This window comes from Pseudarthrobacter sp. J47, assembly GCF_049810315.1.
Lineage (GTDB): Bacteria > Actinomycetota > Actinomycetes > Actinomycetales > Micrococcaceae > Arthrobacter.
In genome coordinates this window covers 3532987-3551931 of the sequence record NZ_CP187358.1, presented here as the reverse complement: position 1 = coordinate 3551931, position 18945 = coordinate 3532987, and the positions used below count along the sequence as shown (strand labels likewise).

Annotated in this window: 13 protein-coding genes; 6 read left to right on the top strand and 7 right to left on the bottom strand. The window is 65.4% G+C overall.

Going from position 1 to position 18945, the window contains the following annotated elements; all coding sequences use genetic code 11:
* The first annotated feature begins 8 nt into the window (after nucleotides 1-8).
* Complete coding sequence (locus tag ACPJW8_RS16365) at nucleotides 9-1925, top strand: DUF2264 domain-containing protein (RefSeq protein ID WP_330189266.1); 1917 nt, start codon at nucleotides 9-11, stop codon at nucleotides 1923-1925.
* Nucleotides 1926-1970: 45 nt separating this feature from the next.
* Here the strand turns inward: ACPJW8_RS16365 and ACPJW8_RS16360 are convergent, their stop codons facing one another.
* From ACPJW8_RS16360 to ACPJW8_RS16345, 4 genes are all read right to left on the bottom strand, one after another.
* Nucleotides 1971-3833, bottom strand: a complete 1863-nt coding sequence (locus ACPJW8_RS16360; RefSeq protein WP_330189267.1) for a discoidin domain-containing protein — start codon at nucleotides 3831-3833, stop codon at nucleotides 1971-1973.
* Nucleotides 3834-4111: 278 nt separating this feature from the next.
* Nucleotides 4112-5461, bottom strand: coding sequence for a glycoside hydrolase (locus ACPJW8_RS16355; RefSeq protein ID WP_425256369.1), 1350 nt, complete (start codon nucleotides 5459-5461; stop codon nucleotides 4112-4114).
* A 231-nt stretch (nucleotides 5462-5692) separates the two neighbouring features.
* On the bottom strand, nucleotides 5693-7741 hold the full coding sequence (pabB, locus tag ACPJW8_RS16350; RefSeq protein WP_330189660.1) for an aminodeoxychorismate synthase component I: 2049 nt from the start codon (nucleotides 7739-7741) through the stop codon (nucleotides 5693-5695).
* Nucleotides 7742-7764: 23 nt separating this feature from the next.
* Nucleotides 7765-8388 carry a LysE family transporter gene (locus ACPJW8_RS16345; protein WP_330189661.1) on the bottom strand — a complete coding sequence of 208 codons (624 nt, stop codon included), beginning with the start codon at nucleotides 8386-8388 and terminating at the stop codon, nucleotides 7765-7767.
* 122 nt (nucleotides 8389-8510) lie between these two features.
* On the opposite strand from ACPJW8_RS16345, the gene ACPJW8_RS16340 reads away from it, so the two are divergent.
* The 4 genes from ACPJW8_RS16340 (at nucleotide 8511) to betT (ending at nucleotide 14895) form a co-directional block, all read left to right on the top strand.
* Nucleotides 8511-9095 carry a TetR/AcrR family transcriptional regulator gene (locus ACPJW8_RS16340; RefSeq protein ID WP_330189662.1) on the top strand — a complete coding sequence of 195 codons (585 nt, stop codon included), beginning with the start codon at nucleotides 8511-8513 and terminating at the stop codon, nucleotides 9093-9095.
* A 222-nt stretch (nucleotides 9096-9317) separates the two neighbouring features.
* Nucleotides 9318-11036 (top strand): choline dehydrogenase, encoded by a 1719-nt coding sequence (betA, locus tag ACPJW8_RS16335; RefSeq protein ID WP_330189663.1) that lies wholly within the window; start codon nucleotides 9318-9320, stop codon nucleotides 11034-11036.
* Between the two features lie 4 nt (nucleotides 11037-11040).
* Complete coding sequence (locus ACPJW8_RS16330; protein ID WP_330189664.1) at nucleotides 11041-12582, top strand: aldehyde dehydrogenase family protein; 1542 nt, start codon at nucleotides 11041-11043, stop codon at nucleotides 12580-12582.
* Nucleotides 12583-12762: 180 nt separating this feature from the next.
* The gene (betT, locus tag ACPJW8_RS16325; protein ID WP_330189665.1) at nucleotides 12763-14895 is read left to right on the top strand and encodes a choline BCCT transporter BetT; all 2133 of its coding nucleotides are present in this window, start codon (nucleotides 12763-12765) and stop codon (nucleotides 14893-14895) included.
* A 139-nt stretch (nucleotides 14896-15034) separates the two neighbouring features.
* On the opposite strand, the gene ACPJW8_RS16320 is transcribed toward betT, so the two are convergent.
* Both ACPJW8_RS16320 and ACPJW8_RS16315 read right to left on the bottom strand, forming a co-directional pair.
* Nucleotides 15035-16174 carry an IS30 family transposase gene (locus ACPJW8_RS16320; protein ID WP_330188084.1) on the bottom strand — a complete coding sequence of 380 codons (1140 nt, stop codon included), beginning with the start codon at nucleotides 16172-16174 and terminating at the stop codon, nucleotides 15035-15037.
* Between the two features lie 153 nt (nucleotides 16175-16327).
* Nucleotides 16328-17146: a class I SAM-dependent methyltransferase gene (locus tag ACPJW8_RS16315; RefSeq protein ID WP_330189298.1), complete on the bottom strand. Its 819-nt coding sequence runs from the start codon at nucleotides 17144-17146 to the stop codon at nucleotides 16328-16330.
* An 83-nt stretch (nucleotides 17147-17229) separates the two neighbouring features.
* On the opposite strand from ACPJW8_RS16315, the gene ACPJW8_RS16310 reads away from it, so the two are divergent.
* Nucleotides 17230-17988 (top strand): hypothetical protein, encoded by a 759-nt coding sequence (locus ACPJW8_RS16310; RefSeq protein ID WP_330189299.1) that lies wholly within the window; start codon nucleotides 17230-17232, stop codon nucleotides 17986-17988.
* Between the two features lie 3 nt (nucleotides 17989-17991).
* Here ACPJW8_RS16310 and ACPJW8_RS16305 read toward each other — a convergent pair whose 3' ends face one another.
* The gene (locus ACPJW8_RS16305) at nucleotides 17992-18945 is read right to left on the bottom strand and encodes a PASTA domain-containing protein (RefSeq protein ID WP_330189300.1); all 954 of its coding nucleotides are present in this window, start codon (nucleotides 18943-18945) and stop codon (nucleotides 17992-17994) included.

The following is an 18945-nucleotide window of genomic DNA, read 5'->3' as shown; positions in this document are numbered from 1 at the left end:
ACGTACCCATGACCTTCACTGTTTCCCCGCCAGCCTTGACCCTGCCGCCCCGGGACTATGAGCTGTCCCCGTACACCGGCCTGACCCGTGACCACTGGTGCGCCTACGCCGACCACCTGCTGCGTTCGGCCCACCGGTACGCCACCGACGATCATGCAAACCTGCACCTCCCCGGCGCCAACAGCGCCTACGGTCCCCGCAGCGATTCCCTGGAAGCCTTCGCCCGGACCTTCCTGCTGGCCTCCTTCCGGATGGCCGGGGACCCGCAGGGAACGGGGTGGATCGCCGATTGGTACGCGGCCGGCCTGGACGCCGGCACGGACCCTGCCAATCCGGACCGCTGGCCGACCCCTGGCGAGTTGGGCCAGGCGAAGGTGGAGGCAGCGTCCCTGGCAGTTGGCCTTGCCCTGACGCGGAAGGTCCTGTGGGACAGGCTTCCCGGCTGCGTACAGGAGCAGCTCATTGCCTGGTTTGAAACCGTGATCGGCGAGGAATACCCGCCCATCAACTGGGTGTGGTTCCAGATTGTGGTGGAGACGTTCCTGGCCAGTGTGGGCGGCCGCTTTTCCGATGAGGACATTGACGCGGGCCTGGCCATCCACGACTCGCTTTACCGCAGCCATGGATGGTTCGCTGACGGCCCCGAGCGTTCCTACGACCACTACGTGGGCTGGGCTTTCCAGGTCTACCCGCAGCTGTTGCAGCTGATGGCGCCGGAGGACCCACGGGTTCAGGCCCGGTCCCGGAAGGACGGTGAGCGGCTGGCCGATTTCCTGGACGACGCCGTGTACCTGGTGGGCGCCAACGGGGCTCCCTTGATCCAGGGCCGGAGCCTGATCTACCGGTTCGCCGCTGCAGCGCCTTTCTGGTCGGGGCAGCTGTTGGGCAACACCCGGCTGAGTCCCGGGCTCACCCGCCGTGCCGCGTCCGGCATCCTGGACTACTTCCTGCAGCGTGGTGCCATTAACGGGGACGGGTTGCTGTCCATCGGCTTCCACGGCGAGTTTCCTGCGATGAAGCAGTCCTATTCGGGTACCGGCTCCCCGTACTGGGCGGCCAAGGGAATGATGGGCCTGGCCCTGCCTGCAGACCATCCCGTCTGGACAGCGGTTGAAGCGCCGCTGCCCGTGGAGGTTGCCGATACCCGTCGGTTCATTTCAGCCCCGGGCTGGCAGGTGGACGGAACAGTGTCCGACGGCGTGGTCCGGGTCCGGAACCACGGGACGGATCATGCCACGGTCGGCGCGCGCATCACTGATTCCCCGCTCTATGCCCGGCTGGGCTACTCCACCGCCACCTTCCCGGACCTTGAACCTGAGTCCGTGGACAACGCCGTCGTGATGGTGGATGGCGAAGGACGCCTGACGCACCGCACGGGTTTTGAGTTCCTGGGACAAGTCGAACTTGATGGGGTGCAGGTTGGTGCCTCCCGGGCGTCCACAAATTGGATCACCGTAGACCCCGACGGCGGTCCGGACCACGGCAGCGGAGCCAAAGGAACAGCCGCCCCCGGCCCGGAAATCACTGTCATTTCCCTGACCAGGGGGGCGGTTGAGCTGCGGCTGGTGCGGGTCCGCGGGGCAGACGGGCAGGCCCGTCTGCGGATTGGCGGCTGGCCCGTGGATGCAGCCTCTGAACTGATCAGCGAGGTTCGGGCCCTGCCGTGGGGTGAAAAGCTGGATGACGCCGGCACCTGGGAACGGCAACAAGCCCATCCCGTGGGGGAGCACCTGACCATTCCCTGGATTGGCACGTCCGGTGCCGCCGTAGATGGCGACTATGCCGCCGTCGTCGGGCTTGGTGGGGAAGGAGTCCGCGCTGAACTGGACGGCGCGCGCTTCCTGGAGACCGGGCAGTTCCAGTTCTCCGACGGCACTGCCGTTGATGTTGCCGCCGTGATTCCCAGGCTTGTCCGCGAATCCTAGCCTTGTAGGCCAGGACCCGCGGACAAGCCCGGGAGGGTCCGCGGGCTACTTAGAACTGAAGAAGCTCACACACTCACCTTCGTTTCCGAAGCCGGGTTCAATGCTGTTGGCCCAGCCTCCGTTGGCGCAAGCGGCCTTGCCGGTCACGAACGCCACGGTGTAGCTGCGCACGGTGCCGTCCGGGGCCGTGACGGTAACCGTCGACGACGGCTGCTCAGCAGTTGCCTGCACGATGGATACCTTTGCATTCGTATCAACGGGATGGGCGGCCACCGTGGGAAGGGCCGCCGACGCTGTCAGGACGGTGTAGCTGGCAACGTCCCCCGTGAAGCCGTTGACGGATCTCTGGTCCACCAGCAACCGGCCCAGGTCAGCGACGTTCGCATCGGCCAGGCGGGAGCCGTTGATGGCCACCTCTGCCACCTTGGTGTAGGAGCCGGGGGTGGTGAGGACAACCCGGATACCGCGGGTAGTCACCGGGGTGAAAGTGACCTTGGCGGGCGCGGTCGTTGTCAGCCCGGTGACCGTGCCTGCTGAAGTGTCCTGCCAGGCACCAGCAGCGTCCTGGTACTGGACCTTCAGGCTCTGGGCGGCCCTTTCGGCCAGCGTCACCGTCACGGAGTCCACGGTGTAGTCCCGGCCGAAGCCGTAGCTCAGGGTGTCCCCGGCCCTGCCGCCGCTCACCCAGTTGGACCAGCGCGTGGAGGCGTTGCCGTCGCAGGTGTTCCTGGCCACGTAGGAGCCCTCGGTGTAGCTGGCCGTGACAGTGGTGGCGGAGTCATCCCGGCAGATATTGCTGCTGGCCACCCGGTCCACCACCACAAGGGTCAGCGTGGCGTCCAGCAGTTTTTCCTTTTCGACGCCGGTATTTGCCTTGCCTGGGACGGTGACAGTTCCGGGGGCCTGCAGCGCAGCAGGATCAACGGCGCTCCAGTCCCAGGTAACGGCGAGGTCATTGCGGGCCGTTGACGTGCCCACCTGGCCGGGCACTGTTGTGGGCGCGGTTGCCTGCACATCGGAGAGGCTTGCACCCACTCCAACCGTGGCCGAGACGGGGTCAGTGGCGGTGTACTTGCCGACGGTGACCGTGGCTGTGGCATCCGTAAAGGCCTGCCCGTACACGTCCGTGCCGCTACCGGTGAGGGTGACCGTGCCGCGCTTGTTCCAGACAGCCGGGTCCACGGGCTGCCACTGGACGGTTACCGGCAGGCCTTCGCCCTTTGCATAGAGGGGGGTGACCGCCTCCGGCAGGGCAGGGGCAATGCCGATGGTGGTGCTGAGTTCCACGGGCTTGGTGCCCATCAGCTTGAGGTCTGCCAGATCTGTGAAGCCCCACGACTGGGACGTGTTGCCGGTTGCCGTGGCCGTAGTACCGGCGGAAGCGGCCAGTGAGATGGCGGTACCTGCAGCAGTCTGGTTTCCGGTGACCTGCAGGGCGATCGCCGCGCCGGCGTTGACCAGAGACCACTGTTTGCCGTTTTCCGTGGAGAGAATCCACTGTGCTGATGGCGTGGCCCTGGCCTCATCCAGGCTCATGGCCTTCAGCGCCGCCTGTCCGGAGGTGCTGGCGCTGGGAACTCCGCCGCTTCCGGTCAGTACGCGGCCGTCAGTGTTGGTGACCACCCAGCGCCGGTCGTGCGCAAACTCGTCACCGCTGACGGCGTTGAAAGTCCACAGCTGCGGGGTGACTTCCGCCGTCGTCGTCCCCAGGTCCTGGATGGAGGAGGTGCCGTCGGCGCGGGCAGTGAGGTACTTTCCGCTGGCGTCACCGGTGAGGTGGTAGGTGTGGCCGTCCTGCACGGGTGCGGCATCGGCGGCAACTCCGCTGACGCCGTCGACGACGAACGTCACCACTGATGCGGCCGGCACCTCCAGCGTCGCGGACTTGGCCGCCGTATCGACGGCCACAGGGGCACCCTTGACCAGGGCGTTCCGTTCGATGTCCTCCAGCGGGGACTTGGTGGTGACTACCGGCGTGACCGTGGCGCCCGGGGCAATGGCGCCGAACCGGCTGAGGTCGATGGTGACCGTTTCCGCCGTCGGGGTGTCATTGAAGTGGACCAGAGTGGCGCCGTTGCCGTCTGCGCGGAGGGCACTGGCAGTCTTGGCGTTATCGTTCTGGATCAGGAAGTCGCCCGGCCGGATGTAGTGCGTGAAGTTCCGGGTGGTGTTGTACTTCTGGTTGGTCAGGACCTTGCACTTGGCCTGTTCCTGGGATGCGCCGTCATTGATGCGGCGGTTGGAGAAGCCCTCACGGCCCTCGTAGTTGCAGTCGAAATCGATGTAGATGGAGCCCCAGCCCTTGTCTGCCTTTTCCTCTTGTACGTGTCCTCCACAGGCTGCCAGAACACCCAGGCATCGGGCTCGAGTTCGCGGAGATCGTTGACGATGCGGCCGGCGATGCCCAGGCCGTTGGTGATGTTGGAGCGGTCCCAGCCGCTGGTGGAATCGCCCAGCGCCGGGTTTCCGGTCCAGAAGCCGCCCACTTCGCTCATCCAGAGCGGCTTGTCCGTGGACTTTGCCAGGTCACGGACACGGCGGCGGTCGTTGGTGCCGTAGGTGTGGACGTTCAGTTGGCCAACGGCGTCCTTGGCCTGCTGGCTGTAGCCGTGCCAGTTGGTCATGAACCGTGACGGGTCGGTTTCATCCATGGCGGAGATGACGGCCCCGGTGGTGGTGTTGCTTTCGGCCAGCTCGGCGGCCAGCAGCTTGGTCACCCTGTCCTGGGCCGCCGGGTAGATCAGGGCGCCTTCCTGCTTCTGGGTGTAGGTGGTGGGCGGCTTGCCGGTGGCCGTGTTGATGTCCGTGCCCCAGTAGCCGGAATTGGGTTCGTTGAACGGGTTGATGGTGTCCACCTCGATGCCGCTGCCTTGTTCCAGCAGCTCAACCGAGTGCTTCATGTACGCGGCAAACTTGGCTTCGGCTTCGGGCAGCAGGTTCTCGCCCCTGGCGGGGTTGATTCCACCGGAGACGTAGCCGCTCTTGGTCATGAACCAGGGCGGGGAGTTGCTGAACGCCTCGAAGTGGTCAATCTGCTGCTCGGCAGCGAGCTTCTCCACCCACCAGCGCTGGGTTGAATCGGCGTCGGGATTGTAAGAGGCGGGATCGTCCGGGTTCCACTGCTGCAGGAAGGCCAGCTTGTTGGCCTGGGTCTTGTCCACCGAGCCGTCCGGGTTGTAGAGGTTGGAAGCCACCTGGCCTGCTGGGGGATCGGTGACCGGGTTCCACCAGCCCTCCACCGCGCTGCCGTCGTGCAGGTAGTCAGCGACGTCGGACGCGTTGCCGCCGCCCACGTTGTAGCGGGCAATGTTCAGGTTCAGCCCGTCTTTGCCGAACACCTTCTGGTACAGCTCTTCCCGAAGTTCCGGAGAGTAGTTGCCAGTGGCGTTCGCGAACCACACCAGGCTGGTACCCCAGCCCTGGAAGGCTTCGCCGCGGCTGGCCGGGTTGGGGGTAATTGTCACTGGTGTGGCATCGGCGGCCGCTGCCGGGGCGGTGCCAACGGGCAACAACGCCAACCCCGCTGCTGCAGTCACGGCGGCTGCCAAAGCAGCCACCGGCTTTCTTAATCGTCGGGCGGAAAACGTCATTGTTATACCTCGCAGTCTCAGGGGTGCGTTTCTGGTGCCGGCGGTTCGTCCGACCAGCGGGACGCGGAACACCGGGCAGAGTGAGACTATGGGTGCAACTGCTGCGGGACAATGCATTCGAACAGGAACGATCGTTATCGATCCAGGACGTTCAGTTACATACCGCGGACCCGCTGATCATGCGCCCGCCGCGGCCGGGTACTCCGCCCCCAGCGCCGAGAGCACGCCGAACGCTTTGTCCCGGATTTCCTGGTACTCGTCCGCGGGGTCCGAGTCGGCAGTGATGGCACCGCCGACGCCGAGCGAGAGTTCCGTGCCGCCCGCACCGTCGGAGCCGGCCACCAGTGTCCTGATTGCCACGGAAAGATCGGTGGCGCCGTTGAGGGAGAAGTAGCCGATCGCTCCCGAGTAGACGCCGCGTGGAGCGTTTTCCAGCCGGTCCAGGATGGCCATGGTGCTGATCTTCGGCGCGCCCGTCATGGAACCGGCCGGGAAACAGGCGGCCACGGCCTCGGCGCGGGAGGTCCCTGGAAGGAGCTGCGCGTCAATGGTGCTGACCATCTGGTGCACGGTGGCGTAGCTTTCGATCGCGCACAGCCGGCTGACCTGCACCGAGCCCGGAACCGCGAAATGGCTGAGGTCGTTCCGCAGCAGGTCCACGATCATGATGTTCTCCGCGCGGTCCTTCGGCGACTCCGCCAGGTCCCGGCGCAGTACTTCGTCGGCAGCCGCGTCAGCACCCCGGCGGCGGGTTCCCTTGATCGGCTCGGCGCGCATGCCGCCGTCGGACGTGATCTTCAGGAACCGTTCAGGCGACGTACTGGCCACGGCCGCACCGCCAAAGCGCAGGTAGGCAGCGAACGGGGCGGGGTTGCGCCGCCGCAGCTGCAGGTACGTGGGCCAGGGATTGAACCCGTCCGGCACCTCGGCGGAGAGCGCGGTGGTCAGGCAGACCTCGTACGAGTTGCCGTCCGCGATCTCCCGCTGCGCCTCCGCGATCTTGGCCTTGTACTCCAGCTCCCCGTCGCGGGCGGTGAAGCGCGGGGCCGGCTTGGGGGGATCGGCGGCAGCCTCCGGCGAAGGCCCGACGGCGGCAACAGCCTTCGCTGCCTCCGCCAGCCAGGTGCCGGCGTCGGGAGCGTCAAGGGCCAGCAGCCACACGGTTCCGGCCACATGGTCCAGCACCACCGCGCGTCCGGCGAAGAGCAGCGACACGTCCGGCAGCGGCGACGCAACGTCCGTGCCGCCGGTCTCGCGCTTCAGCTCGTAGCCCAGGTAGCCCAGCCAGCCCAACGTGAAGTCGCCGGGGTAATCCTGCGGGGTGCGGACGGCCTTGCGGCCCCACGTGCCGTCCAGCCAGCGGAAAAACGGGCCGGAAACCCGCACCGACGCCCGGCCCGTTGTGACAGTGGTGGTTCCGGAAGAGTGGCTGACCGCCTGGCCGAACGTCCCTGCATCATCCGCGAGGATGCTGAAGCGGTTGCGGGGCTCCGGGACGGCGGAGGCGGGCAGCTGGTCCGCGTTGGAGGAGTCCAGCCACACGGCATTGGCCGAGCCGCCGTAGAGCCGCTCAAACAATGCGGCCGCGTCCGGCCTGCCGTTCAGTTTCCGGGTGAGCAGCTTCAGCCCGCCGCGCCGCGCCGCGAGTTCCGGCTGCAGTGCCGTGGACAGGGCCGGCAGGTGGGCCAGCGCAGCCAGGACATCATCCGGGGCGGTGCCGTCCGCCAGGTTTTCCACCACAACGTCGGCATGGGCAGGCACGTTGTCCACGCGCAGCAGGGCATCCTCCTGGGCAGCCCACCGCTCCCAGAACGGGTCATAGCTTCCGCCGTCGCGGGCCAGCGCCCGGATCCTCCGGTCCGCCATGGGCGACTCCGCCCAGACCACGGCATCCAGCAGCGGGCGGGCCGCAGCGGAGGCCGCCCCGACTCCCTCGATCAGCACTATCTCCGCCGGCTCCGTAACCCGGGTGCCGCCGTCGTTATTGTTCTCCCAGTCCCAGCTGGTCCACGTGGCGCGTTCCCCCCGGCGCAGCGGAACCAGCACGGTGGTGACGTAGCGGAGGATGCCATCGGACAGGCCGTCCCAGCCCGGGTAAATGTCCTCAAGATGAAAGAGCGAGACCTTGTGGTGGGCGCGGAGCCGCACGGCCAGTTCGGTGGCGAGGGTGGTTTTGCCCGCACCTGAACGGCCGTCGACGGCGATAATCACGGGCGCGGGGATCATGACCATGAGCGTACCCGGTGGGGTCAGTGGATGAGAGCGAGCATAATGCCCACCGCAACAAACAGGACGCCGAAGATCCGGTTCAGGATGGTCTGGCCGCGCACGTCATGGGTGAAGCGCTGGAACCAGCGGGCGGCCAGCGCGAAGAAAAACCACATGACCAGGACGTCGATGATCACCACGGTGCCGGTCAGCAGCAGGTACTGGGGGAGCAGCGGTTCATCAGGACGGATGAACTGGGGAACGAACGCCAGGAAGAAGATGATGGCCTTGGGGTTCAACAGGTTCACCCACAGGCCGCGGCGGAACATGGACCAGCCCGGCTCGTTGCGGAGTTCCGCCACTGCCTCCTGGTCCAGGTCCGGTTTGTGCAGGAACTGCCGGATGCCCAGGTACACCAGGTACGCGGCGCCGGCATAGCGGATCACGTTGAACGCCACAGGCGAGCTGGCCACCAGCACGCCCACCCCCAGGGCCACAATGATGACGTGGCACACCAGCGCCGCCTGCTGGCCGAAGATGCCCCAAATGGAGCGCCTGAACCCCGAATTCAGGGAGTTGCTCATGGTGTTGATGGCGCCCGCGCCGGGAGTAAAACTGATCAGGACGCCGGCGCCGGCCAGAGCCAGCCAAAGGGAAAATTGCACCACACCAGTTTAGGGCCCGCGCCCTTGCCGGACGCACGGTTCCGGCCCCGCCGGCGTGCGGCCAGACTCCCCGGGCAGCCGCCAAGATGCGGCACCACGGCCTTTCGCCATAGTGTGGCCGAATGGACACAAAGACGGCAGCTTCCGGCGAGCAGGTAGACAGGCAGTCCCGCATCCTGGATGCGGTGCTCGAACTGCTGTCCCGCCATGGCATCTCAGGCATCAACATGCGGGCGGTAGCCCGGGAGGCCGGCGTCGCCCTCGGATTGGTGAACTACTACTACGCGGACAAGCCGAGCCTGATCCGTGCCGTGCTGGGCCGGATCGGCGAGAGCGATATGCGGCTGGTGGCCCCGGACCCGCAATCGCCCCCTGACGAGCAGCTCCGCGAGGCGCTGCGGCGGGTGGCGGCACCCGAGATCCTGACCACGCAGTACCTGTCGCTGCGCCTGCACCTCTGGGCGCTCGCGCAGGCTGACGAAGAGTTTGGCGCGATTAACGCCGAAGCCTTCGATCAGTACCTGGACGGGCTTGCTGCGCTGATCGCCAACGCCAAGCCGGGACTCTCCCCGGAAGACTGCAGGGAACGTGCAGCGGACATTGTGGTGGTCCAGAACGGCATGTGGCTGACCTCGCTCCTGGGCATTGGTGACGCCTCCATCCAGCGCAGCATTGCCCGCACCGAGCAGATCGCCTTCGCGGACTAGGCGCTGAACGCACCTCCTTCGACGTCACAAAAGCGGGCGCGAGCCCCTTTTTGAACAAATGTCCAAGAAAACTCTTGAACACATGTTCAAACCCGGCTAACCTCCAACATATGATCTACGCCACACCGGCAGGGTCCCGCGGATATCAAACCGCCAGGGTCAGCGCCCTAGAGGCCACCCGGATCTTCGGTGCAGGTGCCAGGTAGAAGGAGAGTTTGCAGCATGACAAAAACCCATTACGACTACGTGATCGTCGGCGGCGGCAGCGCAGGATCTGTGCTCGCCAACAGGCTGAGCGAAGGGGGCCACAGCAGCGTCCTGGTTCTCGAGGCAGGACGCAGCGACTACCCCTGGGACCTGTTCATCCAGATGCCCGCCGCGCTCACGTTCCCCAGCGGCAACCCGCTGTATGACTGGCGGTACCAGTCCGACCCCGAACCGTTTATGGGCGGACGGCGCGTAGCCCACGCACGCGGCAAGGTCCTGGGCGGCTCCAGCTCCATCAACGGCATGATCTTCCAGCGCGGCAACCCGCTCGACTACGAGCGCTGGGGCGCGGACGAAGGCATGGAAACCTGGGACTTCGCGCACTGCCTGCCCTACTTCAACCGCATGGAAAACGCGCTGGCCGCGGATCCCGACGACGATCTGCGCGGCCACGACGGACCCCTGGTCCTGGAGCGCGGCCCCGCCACCAACCCCCTGTTCCAGGCGTTCTTCAAGGCCGCGCAGGAAGCCGGCTACCCGCTGACGGACGACGTCAACGGCTACCGCCAGGAAGGCTTCGCCGCCTTCGACCGTAACGTCCACAAGGGCCAGCGGCTCTCCGCTTCACGCGCCCACATCCGGCCCAACGCAGGCCGCCAGAACCTGGATGTCCTGACCCGGGCGATGGTTACCAAGGTCAACTTCAGCGGCAACGTGGCCACCGGCGTCACCTACCGCCGCAACGGAAAACTGCATACCGTCAACGCCGGTGAAGTGATCCTGTCCGGCGGCGCCATCAACACCCCGCAGCTGCTCCAGCTCTCCGGTGTTGGCGATGCGCAGCACCTCAAGTCGCTGGGCATCAACCCCGTGGTGAACCTGCCCGGAGTTGGCGAAAACCTGCAGGACCACCTTGAGGTCTACATCCAGCACGCCTGCACCCAGCCCGTGTCCATGCAGCCGGCCCTGGACGTCTGGCGCATGCCGTGGATCGGACTGCAGTGGCTCTTTGGCCGCAAGGGCCCGGCTGCCACCAACCACTTCGAAGGCGGCGGATTCGTCCGCTCCAACGAGGACGTGGCCTACCCCAACCTGATGTTCCACTTCCTTCCCGTCGCCGTCCGCTACGACGGCCAGAAGGCCGATGCCAAGCACGGCTACCAGGTGCACATCGGCCCCATGTACTCGGACGCCCGGGGCAGCCTGAAGATCACGTCCACGGACCCGACAGTCCACCCGTCCATGGTGTTCAACTACCTCTCCACGGAGCAGGACCGCCGCGAATGGGTGGAGGCTGTCAGGATCTCCCGCGACATCCTGGGCCAGCAGGCCATGGGTCCGTTCAACGGCGGCGAGCTCTCGCCGGGCCGCAGCGTGCAGACGGACGCCGAAATCCTTGACTGGGTGGCCCGCGACGCCGAGACGGCGCTGCACCCGTCCTGCACCGCCAAGATGGGGCCCGCGTCCGACCCCATGGCAGTGGTTGATCCGCTGACCATGGGCGTGCACGGCACCCGGGGACTGCGGGTTGTTGATGCGTCCGCCATGCCCTACGTGACCAACGGCAACATCTACGCGCCGGTGATGATGCTCGCCGAGAAGGCCGCGGACCTGATCGCCGGGAAGACGCCCCTCGCGGCACAGCACACCGAGTTCTACCGGCACGGCGTCAGCCCGCTGGAGAGGGACAACCCAGCGCGCAAGTCAGTCGCCGGCAAGGCAGCAAGGGGCTAGGACCATGACCGCAACCGAAACTGAAACCACCACCGCAACCAAAACAATCCGCGGCCTCTACATCGACGGCAGCTGGCAGGAAGCATCCGACGGCGGCACAACAGTGGTGCGCTGCCCGGCGGACGGACGCGAGGTGGCTGTTGTCGCAGCGTCCACCGTTGAGGACGCTGAGCGCGCGATCGCCAGCGCCCGGGCAGCGTTCGACGGCGGCCCGTGGCGCCGGCTGACAGATATTGAACGCGGCGAGGTCCTGCTGCGCATCGCCGGGCTGCTGGAACGGGACAAAGCCGCTTATGCCCGGGCTGAGGCCCTGGACACCGGAAAGCGCATGGTAGAGGCCGAATACGATATTGACGATATTGCGGCGTGTTTCCGTTACTACGGCAAGATAGCGGGCCTGGATGCCGGCAGGGTCATCGATACCGGCCGGTCGAACGCCATCAGCCGCGTGGTCTACGAACCGCTCGGCGTCTGTGCCCTGATCGCACCCTGGAACTACCCGCTCCTGCAGGCCGCCTGGAAGGTAGCGCCGGCACTCGTGGCGGGGAATTCCTTCGTGCTGAAGCCCAGCGAGCTGACGCCGTCCACCTCCATCCTGCTTATGGAGACGCTGGCAGAAGCCGGGGTTCCGGCCGGTGTTGCCAACCTGGTCACCGGGACGGGGTCGCGGGTAGGGCCAACCCTGAGTTCGGACCCGCGGGTGGACCTGGTCTCCCTGACCGGAAGCCTGGCCACGGGCCAGAGCATCATGGCGGCCGCCTCGGAGACCGTGAAGCGGGTCGCCTTCGAACTTGGCGGAAAGAACCCCAACGTCGTCTTCGCGGACGCGGACTGGGACACCGCCGTCGACAATGCCCTGACCGCAGTGTTCCTGCACTCCGGCCAGGTCTGCTCGGCCGGGGCGCGTCTTGTTGTTGAGGAGACCATTGCGGAGCGCTTTGTGGCGGAGGTGGTGGAACGGGCCAAAAAGATCCGGATGGGTGGCCCCTTTGATGCCAATGCAGAGACGGGTCCGCTCATTTCCGCAAAGCACCGCGACCAGGTCCACGCCTACGTCCAGGCCGGCATTGCCGAAGGCGCCGAGCTTCTATGCGGCGGCTACATTCCCGACGACGGAGCGCTCGCGGACGGCTTCTTCTACCCGCCCACCGTGCTGGGTAACTGCCGTTCGGGCATGAGCGTGCTGCGGGAGGAGTCATTCGGCCCGGTGCTGACTGTGGAGACCTTCCGGACCGAAGCGGAGGCAGTTGCCATCGCCAACGACACGGAATACGGCCTTGCGGGAGCGGTCTGGACCTCGGATGCGTCGAAAGCGCAGCGCGTTGCTGGCGCACTCCGGCATGGAACGGTGTGGATCAACGACTACCACCCGTACGTCCCGCAGGCGGAGTGGGGCGGCTTCGGCAAATCCGGCATTGGACGTGAACTTGGCAGCGCGGGACTCAACGAATACCGCGAAGCCAAACACATCTGGCAGAACATCCAGCCTGCACCCAGCGGCTGGTTTGGCTCCCCACCTGAACCGGGTGCCGGCACTGCTGTTTAGCAACACCAGAAACACAAGAAGGGGGAACGGCCAGGCGCGGGCCTTAGAGCGCCTGGCCGTTGATTCACCTGCGGTCAATGGCGTCCGCAGAACATCACCATCGTGCTTTTTCCACTTAGGAGCTCAGATGTTAGAACCCAGCAAATCAACAACTGTCAGAAACGATGCAAGGCGGGTGGCATGAGCCAGGTAGCCGACGCTCCGCCCGTAAACGTTACTGAAGGCGGTGCCACCACCCCCGTGGCCCGAACCCGGGTCAACTGGACCGTCTTCATCGGATCGGCCACCGGGATCCTCGTGATCGCCCTCTGGGCCATCGCCGACGCCGCAGGCGCCGAGGCACTGATCGGTTCCATGGTCACCTGGGTATCCACCAACATGGGGTGGTACTACTTCCTGATCGTCACCGCCGTGGTGGTGTTCGTCCTCGTCATTGCCCTTACCCGGGTGGGCAAGACGAAGCTTGGCCCGGACCATTCAAAGCCGCAGTTCAGCATGTTCACCTGGGCGTCGATGCTCTTCGCCGCGGGCATCGGCATCGACCTGATGTTCTTCTCTGTGTCCGAGCCCGTGACCCAGTACCTGGCTCCCCCTCAGGGTGATGGCAGCACGGTCGAGGCCGCCCGCCACGCCATGGTCCTCACCCTGTTCCACTACGGAATCACGGGCTGGGCCCTGTACGCGCTCATGGGACTGGCCCTGGGCTACTTCGCCTACCGGCATAACCTGCCCCTGAGCATCCGTAGCGCGCTATACCCCATCTTCGGCAAGAAAATCAACGGTCCTGTCGGTGACGGCGTAGACATCGCAGCCCTCCTCGGAACCATCTTCGGCATCGCCACTTCCCTGGGCATCGGCGTCGTGCAGCTTAACTACGGACTCAGTCTCATGTTCGGGTTGCCCGAGAACGTCGCCGTGCAGATCGGCCTGATCGTCGTGGCCGTTGTCATGGCCACCGCGTCCGTGCTTTCCGGCGTCGAAAAGGGAATCCGCCGGCTCGCCGAGCTGAACGTGATTCTTGCCCTCGCACTGATGTTGTTCATCCTCCTGACCGGCAAGACCAGCTTCATGCTGGACGGGATCATCCAAAACACCGGCGACGTACTCAGCCGGTTCCCGGCCATGACGCTGGACGCCTTCGCCTATGACCGGCCCGGTGACTGGCTGCAGGGCTGGACACTCTTCTTCTGGGCATGGTGGATTGCCTGGGCTCCCTTCGTGGGGCTCTTCCTCGCGCGCATCTCGCGTGGCCGCATCATCCGACAATTCGTGCTGGGCACCCTCATGGTCCCCTTCGCGTTCATCCTGGTTTTCATCTCGATCTTCGGCAACAGCGCCCTGGACATCGTGATGAACGGCAATGCCGCCTTCGGGGAGACGGCAATGGCCCAGCCGGAGAGGGCGTTCTACGGCCTCCTCGAGCAGTACCCCGCGGCGCCGCTGATCATTGGCGTGGCCACCTTCACCGGGCTGCTCTTCTACGTCACCTCCGCCGATTCAGGTGCCCTGGTTATGGCCAACTTCACGAGCCACCTGAAGGACGCCAATGCCGACGGGCCCAAGTGGCTGCGCGTCTTCTGGGCTCTGGTGACCGGTCTCCTGACGCTGGCCATGCTGACCGTCGGCGGTGTGACGACACTGCAGAACGCGACGATCATCATGGGCCTGCCGCTTTCGATCCTGCTGCTGTTCATCATGCTGGGCCTCTACAAAGCCCTGCGCGTGGAGAACTCGCTGGCCGATAGCTACCGTGCGAGCCTGCCGGGAATCATCTCCGGCCACAGCACGGACGGTTCGCCGTCCCGCACGTGGCGGCAACGCCTCAACCGCGCCATGAGCTACCCGGGGCCGAAGCAGGCGAACCGCTTCGTAGACACCGTGGCGCTGCCCGCGCTGCAGGAGGTGTACGACGAGCTGAAGGCGCAGGACGCGAACGTGAGCCTAACGACGGGCATCGTCGAGACCTGCGGCATCCGCCACGTTGATCTACTGATAAGGCTCTGCGATGAGCGCCCGTTCAAATACCAGATCTACCCGGTTCAATACGACACTCCGCCCTATGCGCCGGGCAATGCCCGGCTTGAATTGAAGTACTACCGGATGGAGGTCTTCTCCCTTGAGGGGAGCCACAGCTACGACCTCGCCGGATACAGCAAGGAACAGGTCATCACCGATGTCCTGGACCACTACGAAACCCACCTCGAGTTCCTGCACTTGAACCGGGCGCTGCCCGGTACCACGGCCGTCACCGAGGACCAGGCCGCCAAGGACAACTGGGAATCCGACTTCTCCCATCCGGAGGAGGCAAAGTAACGCGGAGGGGCTGCCGTCTCAGAAGGCGGCAGCCCCCTTCGTGTAGCGTCACCGAACGCCGGCCCGCGTCACCCAACTAGGTCGCAGTTAACGTCGTCAAAACGCGGGGACGTCAAGGGGTCGATGCAACACGTGCGGCTTATGCCGCGGTTTGTTCGAGTAGTTTAGCCATTCGGTTCGCTGGTGTGTCCAGGTCCAATGTGGGCCTGGGCCGCTGGTTGAGCATTTGGGCTATGTTGGCGAGGTCCTCGGCCGTATGGGTGCTTAGGTCTGTGCCTTTGGGGAACCAGTGACGAAGCAGCCTGTTGGTGTTTTCGTTCGTTCCGCGCTGCCATGGTGAATGCGGATCACACAGGTAAACCGGGGCATTGAGTTCCATCCGGATCCTGTCGAACTGGGCTATTTCCGTTCCACGGTCCCAGGTAATTGACCGGCGCAGGTGCTCGGGAAGAGCCCCCATTTCCCGTAGCATCGCCGCAGTAACGGACTCGGCAGTGTGATCGATGGGTAAATGCAGCAAGATCACGAACCGTGTGTTCCGTTCGACCAGGGTTCCTATCGCCGAGCCGGAGTCCTTGCCGATAATCAGGTCACCTTCCCAGTGGCCGGGTACTGCCCGGTCCGCGGCCTCGGCGGGGCGTTCACTGATCGTGAGTGCATCGCTGAAACGCTGCCGCTTCCCTCCGTCCCTGACTGATTCCCGGGACTTCCGGGCCTTGCGTTTGAGGCTGAGCATCGCAGTAAGGTCCTTGCGGAGCTGGCCCCGGGACTGGACATACAGGCACTGATAGATCGTCTCGTGGCTGATTTGCATGCTTCTATCATCAGGGTGCTCCTGCCGCAGCGTCTTGGCGATCAGCCAAGGACTCCACCCCTTCTTGAGCTTGGACTCGATCTCCTGTGCCAAGTCAGAGCCAACGATCTTGAACGCCTTTGGCCGGCGGGCCTTGTGCAGGGCATTCTGCTGAGCCAACCGGGCCCGATACACACCATCCGGGCCGGTATTACGGCGCAGTTCCCGGCAGACCACCGAACGGTGCCGTCCCAACCCGGAAGCAATCTTCGTCTGAGAATCACCGGCCTTGATTCCTGCCTGAATCGAGATCCGCTCGTCCAAATTCAGCGGATGCCCAGGACCAGAGGGTCCCTCGCTACCCACAAGGACATCAATGCCACCCACACGGCCCCGGCTAAGGTTCATGCCCCCAGCCTGCCGCCACCACCTCGGGCCGGCCTCTCGTGACACTCCCACCACCAGACAAGCCGCAGACATCGACATCCCCGAAGCCACTAACTCAATCAAACGCTCCCGAACCACGCGCGGCACACAACGACCATCGACCACAACAACACCCCCTTCAGTAAGGTGTTGCAACGACCGATGGACTCCGCCCGCGTTTTGACGACGTTAACTGCGAGCTAGTTGGGGGGGCTAGGCCCGCGCCACTATCTCCCCGTTGGGGATCAGGAACCAGCCGTCATCCGTGGAACCCCAGCGGTGCCAGCCCGCCGCCAGCCGGCTCAGGTCCGCCTCCTGCGCAAAACCGTACTCCAGGGCCTGCTCCGCAAACGCCGAATGCAGCACCCGCTCGCTCCACACCCGGGCCTGCCACCTGCGCTGCTGGCCGGTGGCGTAAAGCCAGTTGCTGCTGGTGGGTGCGACGTCCGTGAAGCCGGCCGACTGTGCCCAGGACACCAGCCGCCGCCCGGCGTCCGGCTCCGCCCCGTTGCGCCGGGCAATCCGCTGGTACAGCTCCATCCACTCGTCCAGCTCCGTGATCTGCGGGTACCAGCTCATGCCGTGGAAGTCGGCCTCGCGGACGGCCACGATGCCGCCGGGCTTGGCCACCCGCCGCATCTCCCGCAGCGCCTCGACCGGATCGGTCAGGTGCTGGAGCACCTGGTGGGCGTGGACGACGTCGAACGTGTCATCAGCAAAGTCCAGGTCATAGACATTGCCGGCCACGAACTCCACGTTGGCCACCCCGCGCTCAGCTGCCAGTGCGGCCGCCTGCACAATGATGTCCGGTGAGCGGTCCAGCCCGGTCACCGTTCCGGGGGCCACCAGTTCCGCGAAGTCGCACGTGATGCTCCCGGGACCGCAGCCGACGTCGAGCACGTCCGCGCCCGGGGTGAGGTGGGGGATCACAAAAGCCGCTGAATTCTCTGCCGTTCGGGAGGCGTGCGCGCGCACCACTGACTCGTGGTGGCCGTGCGTGTAGACGTCCTCGGAGGGCTGCTGCTCACTCATGGATAAACGCTACACCCCGCCAGCGCCGGAATCATGGCGGCAACACAGGCGCTTTCCGGCCCCTCCGGTGCCAGAATTGAGCCATGTTGCGGCGCCCGTTGTTCATCGCCGCGGTGGTGGTGTTTGCCATCGCCGTGTTGGCCGAGATCGGTTTGGCACTGCTCCTGGGCGGCACCGCCGTGGACCCCGTTCCGCCGTCAACGGCCAGCAGCATGGGTGTGGAGCCGGAGGTGCTGCTCCGGACAGAGAAGGCCGACGCCGATCCACCCGGAGCGGGAATCGGTTACCTGGCGTTCCTGGACGGTTTGCTCCTGTTCACGGTGGTGATGCTGGGACTGAGCCTGATCATGAACCTCCGCGCATACGGGCGCGTCCAGGGCATCGTGACGCTGATCGTCACGTTTCTCTGGGTGGTCGCAGCGTTCTTCACGGCCCTGTTGGCCCTGGCCAAGCTCTTCCTGATGCTGGGCCTGCTGGTAGCCACGCCGTTCGGGACGATCGCCTACCTTGCCTTGTGGGGCAGCTTCCCGGTGACCGAAGCGGCCGTGATCCTGGGGCTCATCCTGCTGCTCAAGATCGGCTTTGTGGTGCTGCTGGTGCTGAGCCAGCCCGCCTTCCTGAAGATCACGGGCCTGGTGCTGCTGATTGTGGTCTCGGTGGTCCTGCAACTGGTCCTGGGCCTGCTCCACGGCTTCCTGCCTGGCCCGCTGGTTTCCATCGGTGACCAGTTCTGGGCGCTGGTCACTGTGGTGGTGGCCCTGATCTGGGCGCTGGTGATGCTGATCGGGTCCATCCCGGCCATCGTCAACGCCGTCCGGGTCAGTGGATCGGTGGCGGACTGAGTCTCAGTCGAACGGGTTGAGGTCAAAGATCTTGGCACACGAATCGGTCAGCTGACATTTGTTGAGCGGAGTAAATATTGCCCCTGTGGTCCGGAGTTCGGACACCACGGCAACCTGGCTGCCGCTGTTGACAGGCTCTCCACCTGCCGGTTCAACCCCGGCCACTGCACAGTAGTCATAGAAGATCACGTTCGGCGGCCGCGGCGGGGAAGAGGTGCAGGTGGAATCGCTGGTGAACACCAACTCCAGTTGGGCAGTGGCCAGCGCTTCCCGGGCCGTCTCGATGGAGTTGCCCAGGATTTCGGGCATGGTCACCTTCACCGGCACCGCCACCTCCAGCGTGACGTTGGAGCCGCGAGGGGCGGATGTTTCGCCGTCGGGCTCCTGGGACAGCACCTGCCCCTCGGGTGCGGCGTCCTCCTTCTCCGTGGTTCCCACGCTGAAACCCGCGTCCGTCAGGATCTGCGTCGCCTCGGCCACCTGCTTCCCCTCCACGCGCGGAACGTTGACGTCCTTCATCAGGAACCAGACCACCCCGCCGATCAGGGCCACGAGTACGACGGCGCCAATCACCACCCACAGCCACGGGAACTTCTTCTTCCGCTGCTCCGCCGCGGCCGGGACTGCCAGTGTGACGACGTGCGCCTGGTCCGCGTAGTCCTCCGGAGCCTCATCCGCAGAGTAGGCGATCAGCTTTACCTGGTGGCTGCCCGCGGGAGCCCCGGCAGTATCAAAGTTCACCACGTACTGTTCGGTGGCCCCGGCGGGAATGACCCGGAGCGGTTTATCGATGCTGGCATAGGTGGGCCCGGGCGGACTGCCGGCCTGCACCGGGAACGCGCCCAGCACCACAGGCTCCTTCTCCGCCCCCGCATTGGTCACGGACGCGGCCAGCGAGCCCTTTCCGTCCTTCAGTTCCACACCCGGGGAACTGAGTGTCATGGTGATGGTGCCCAT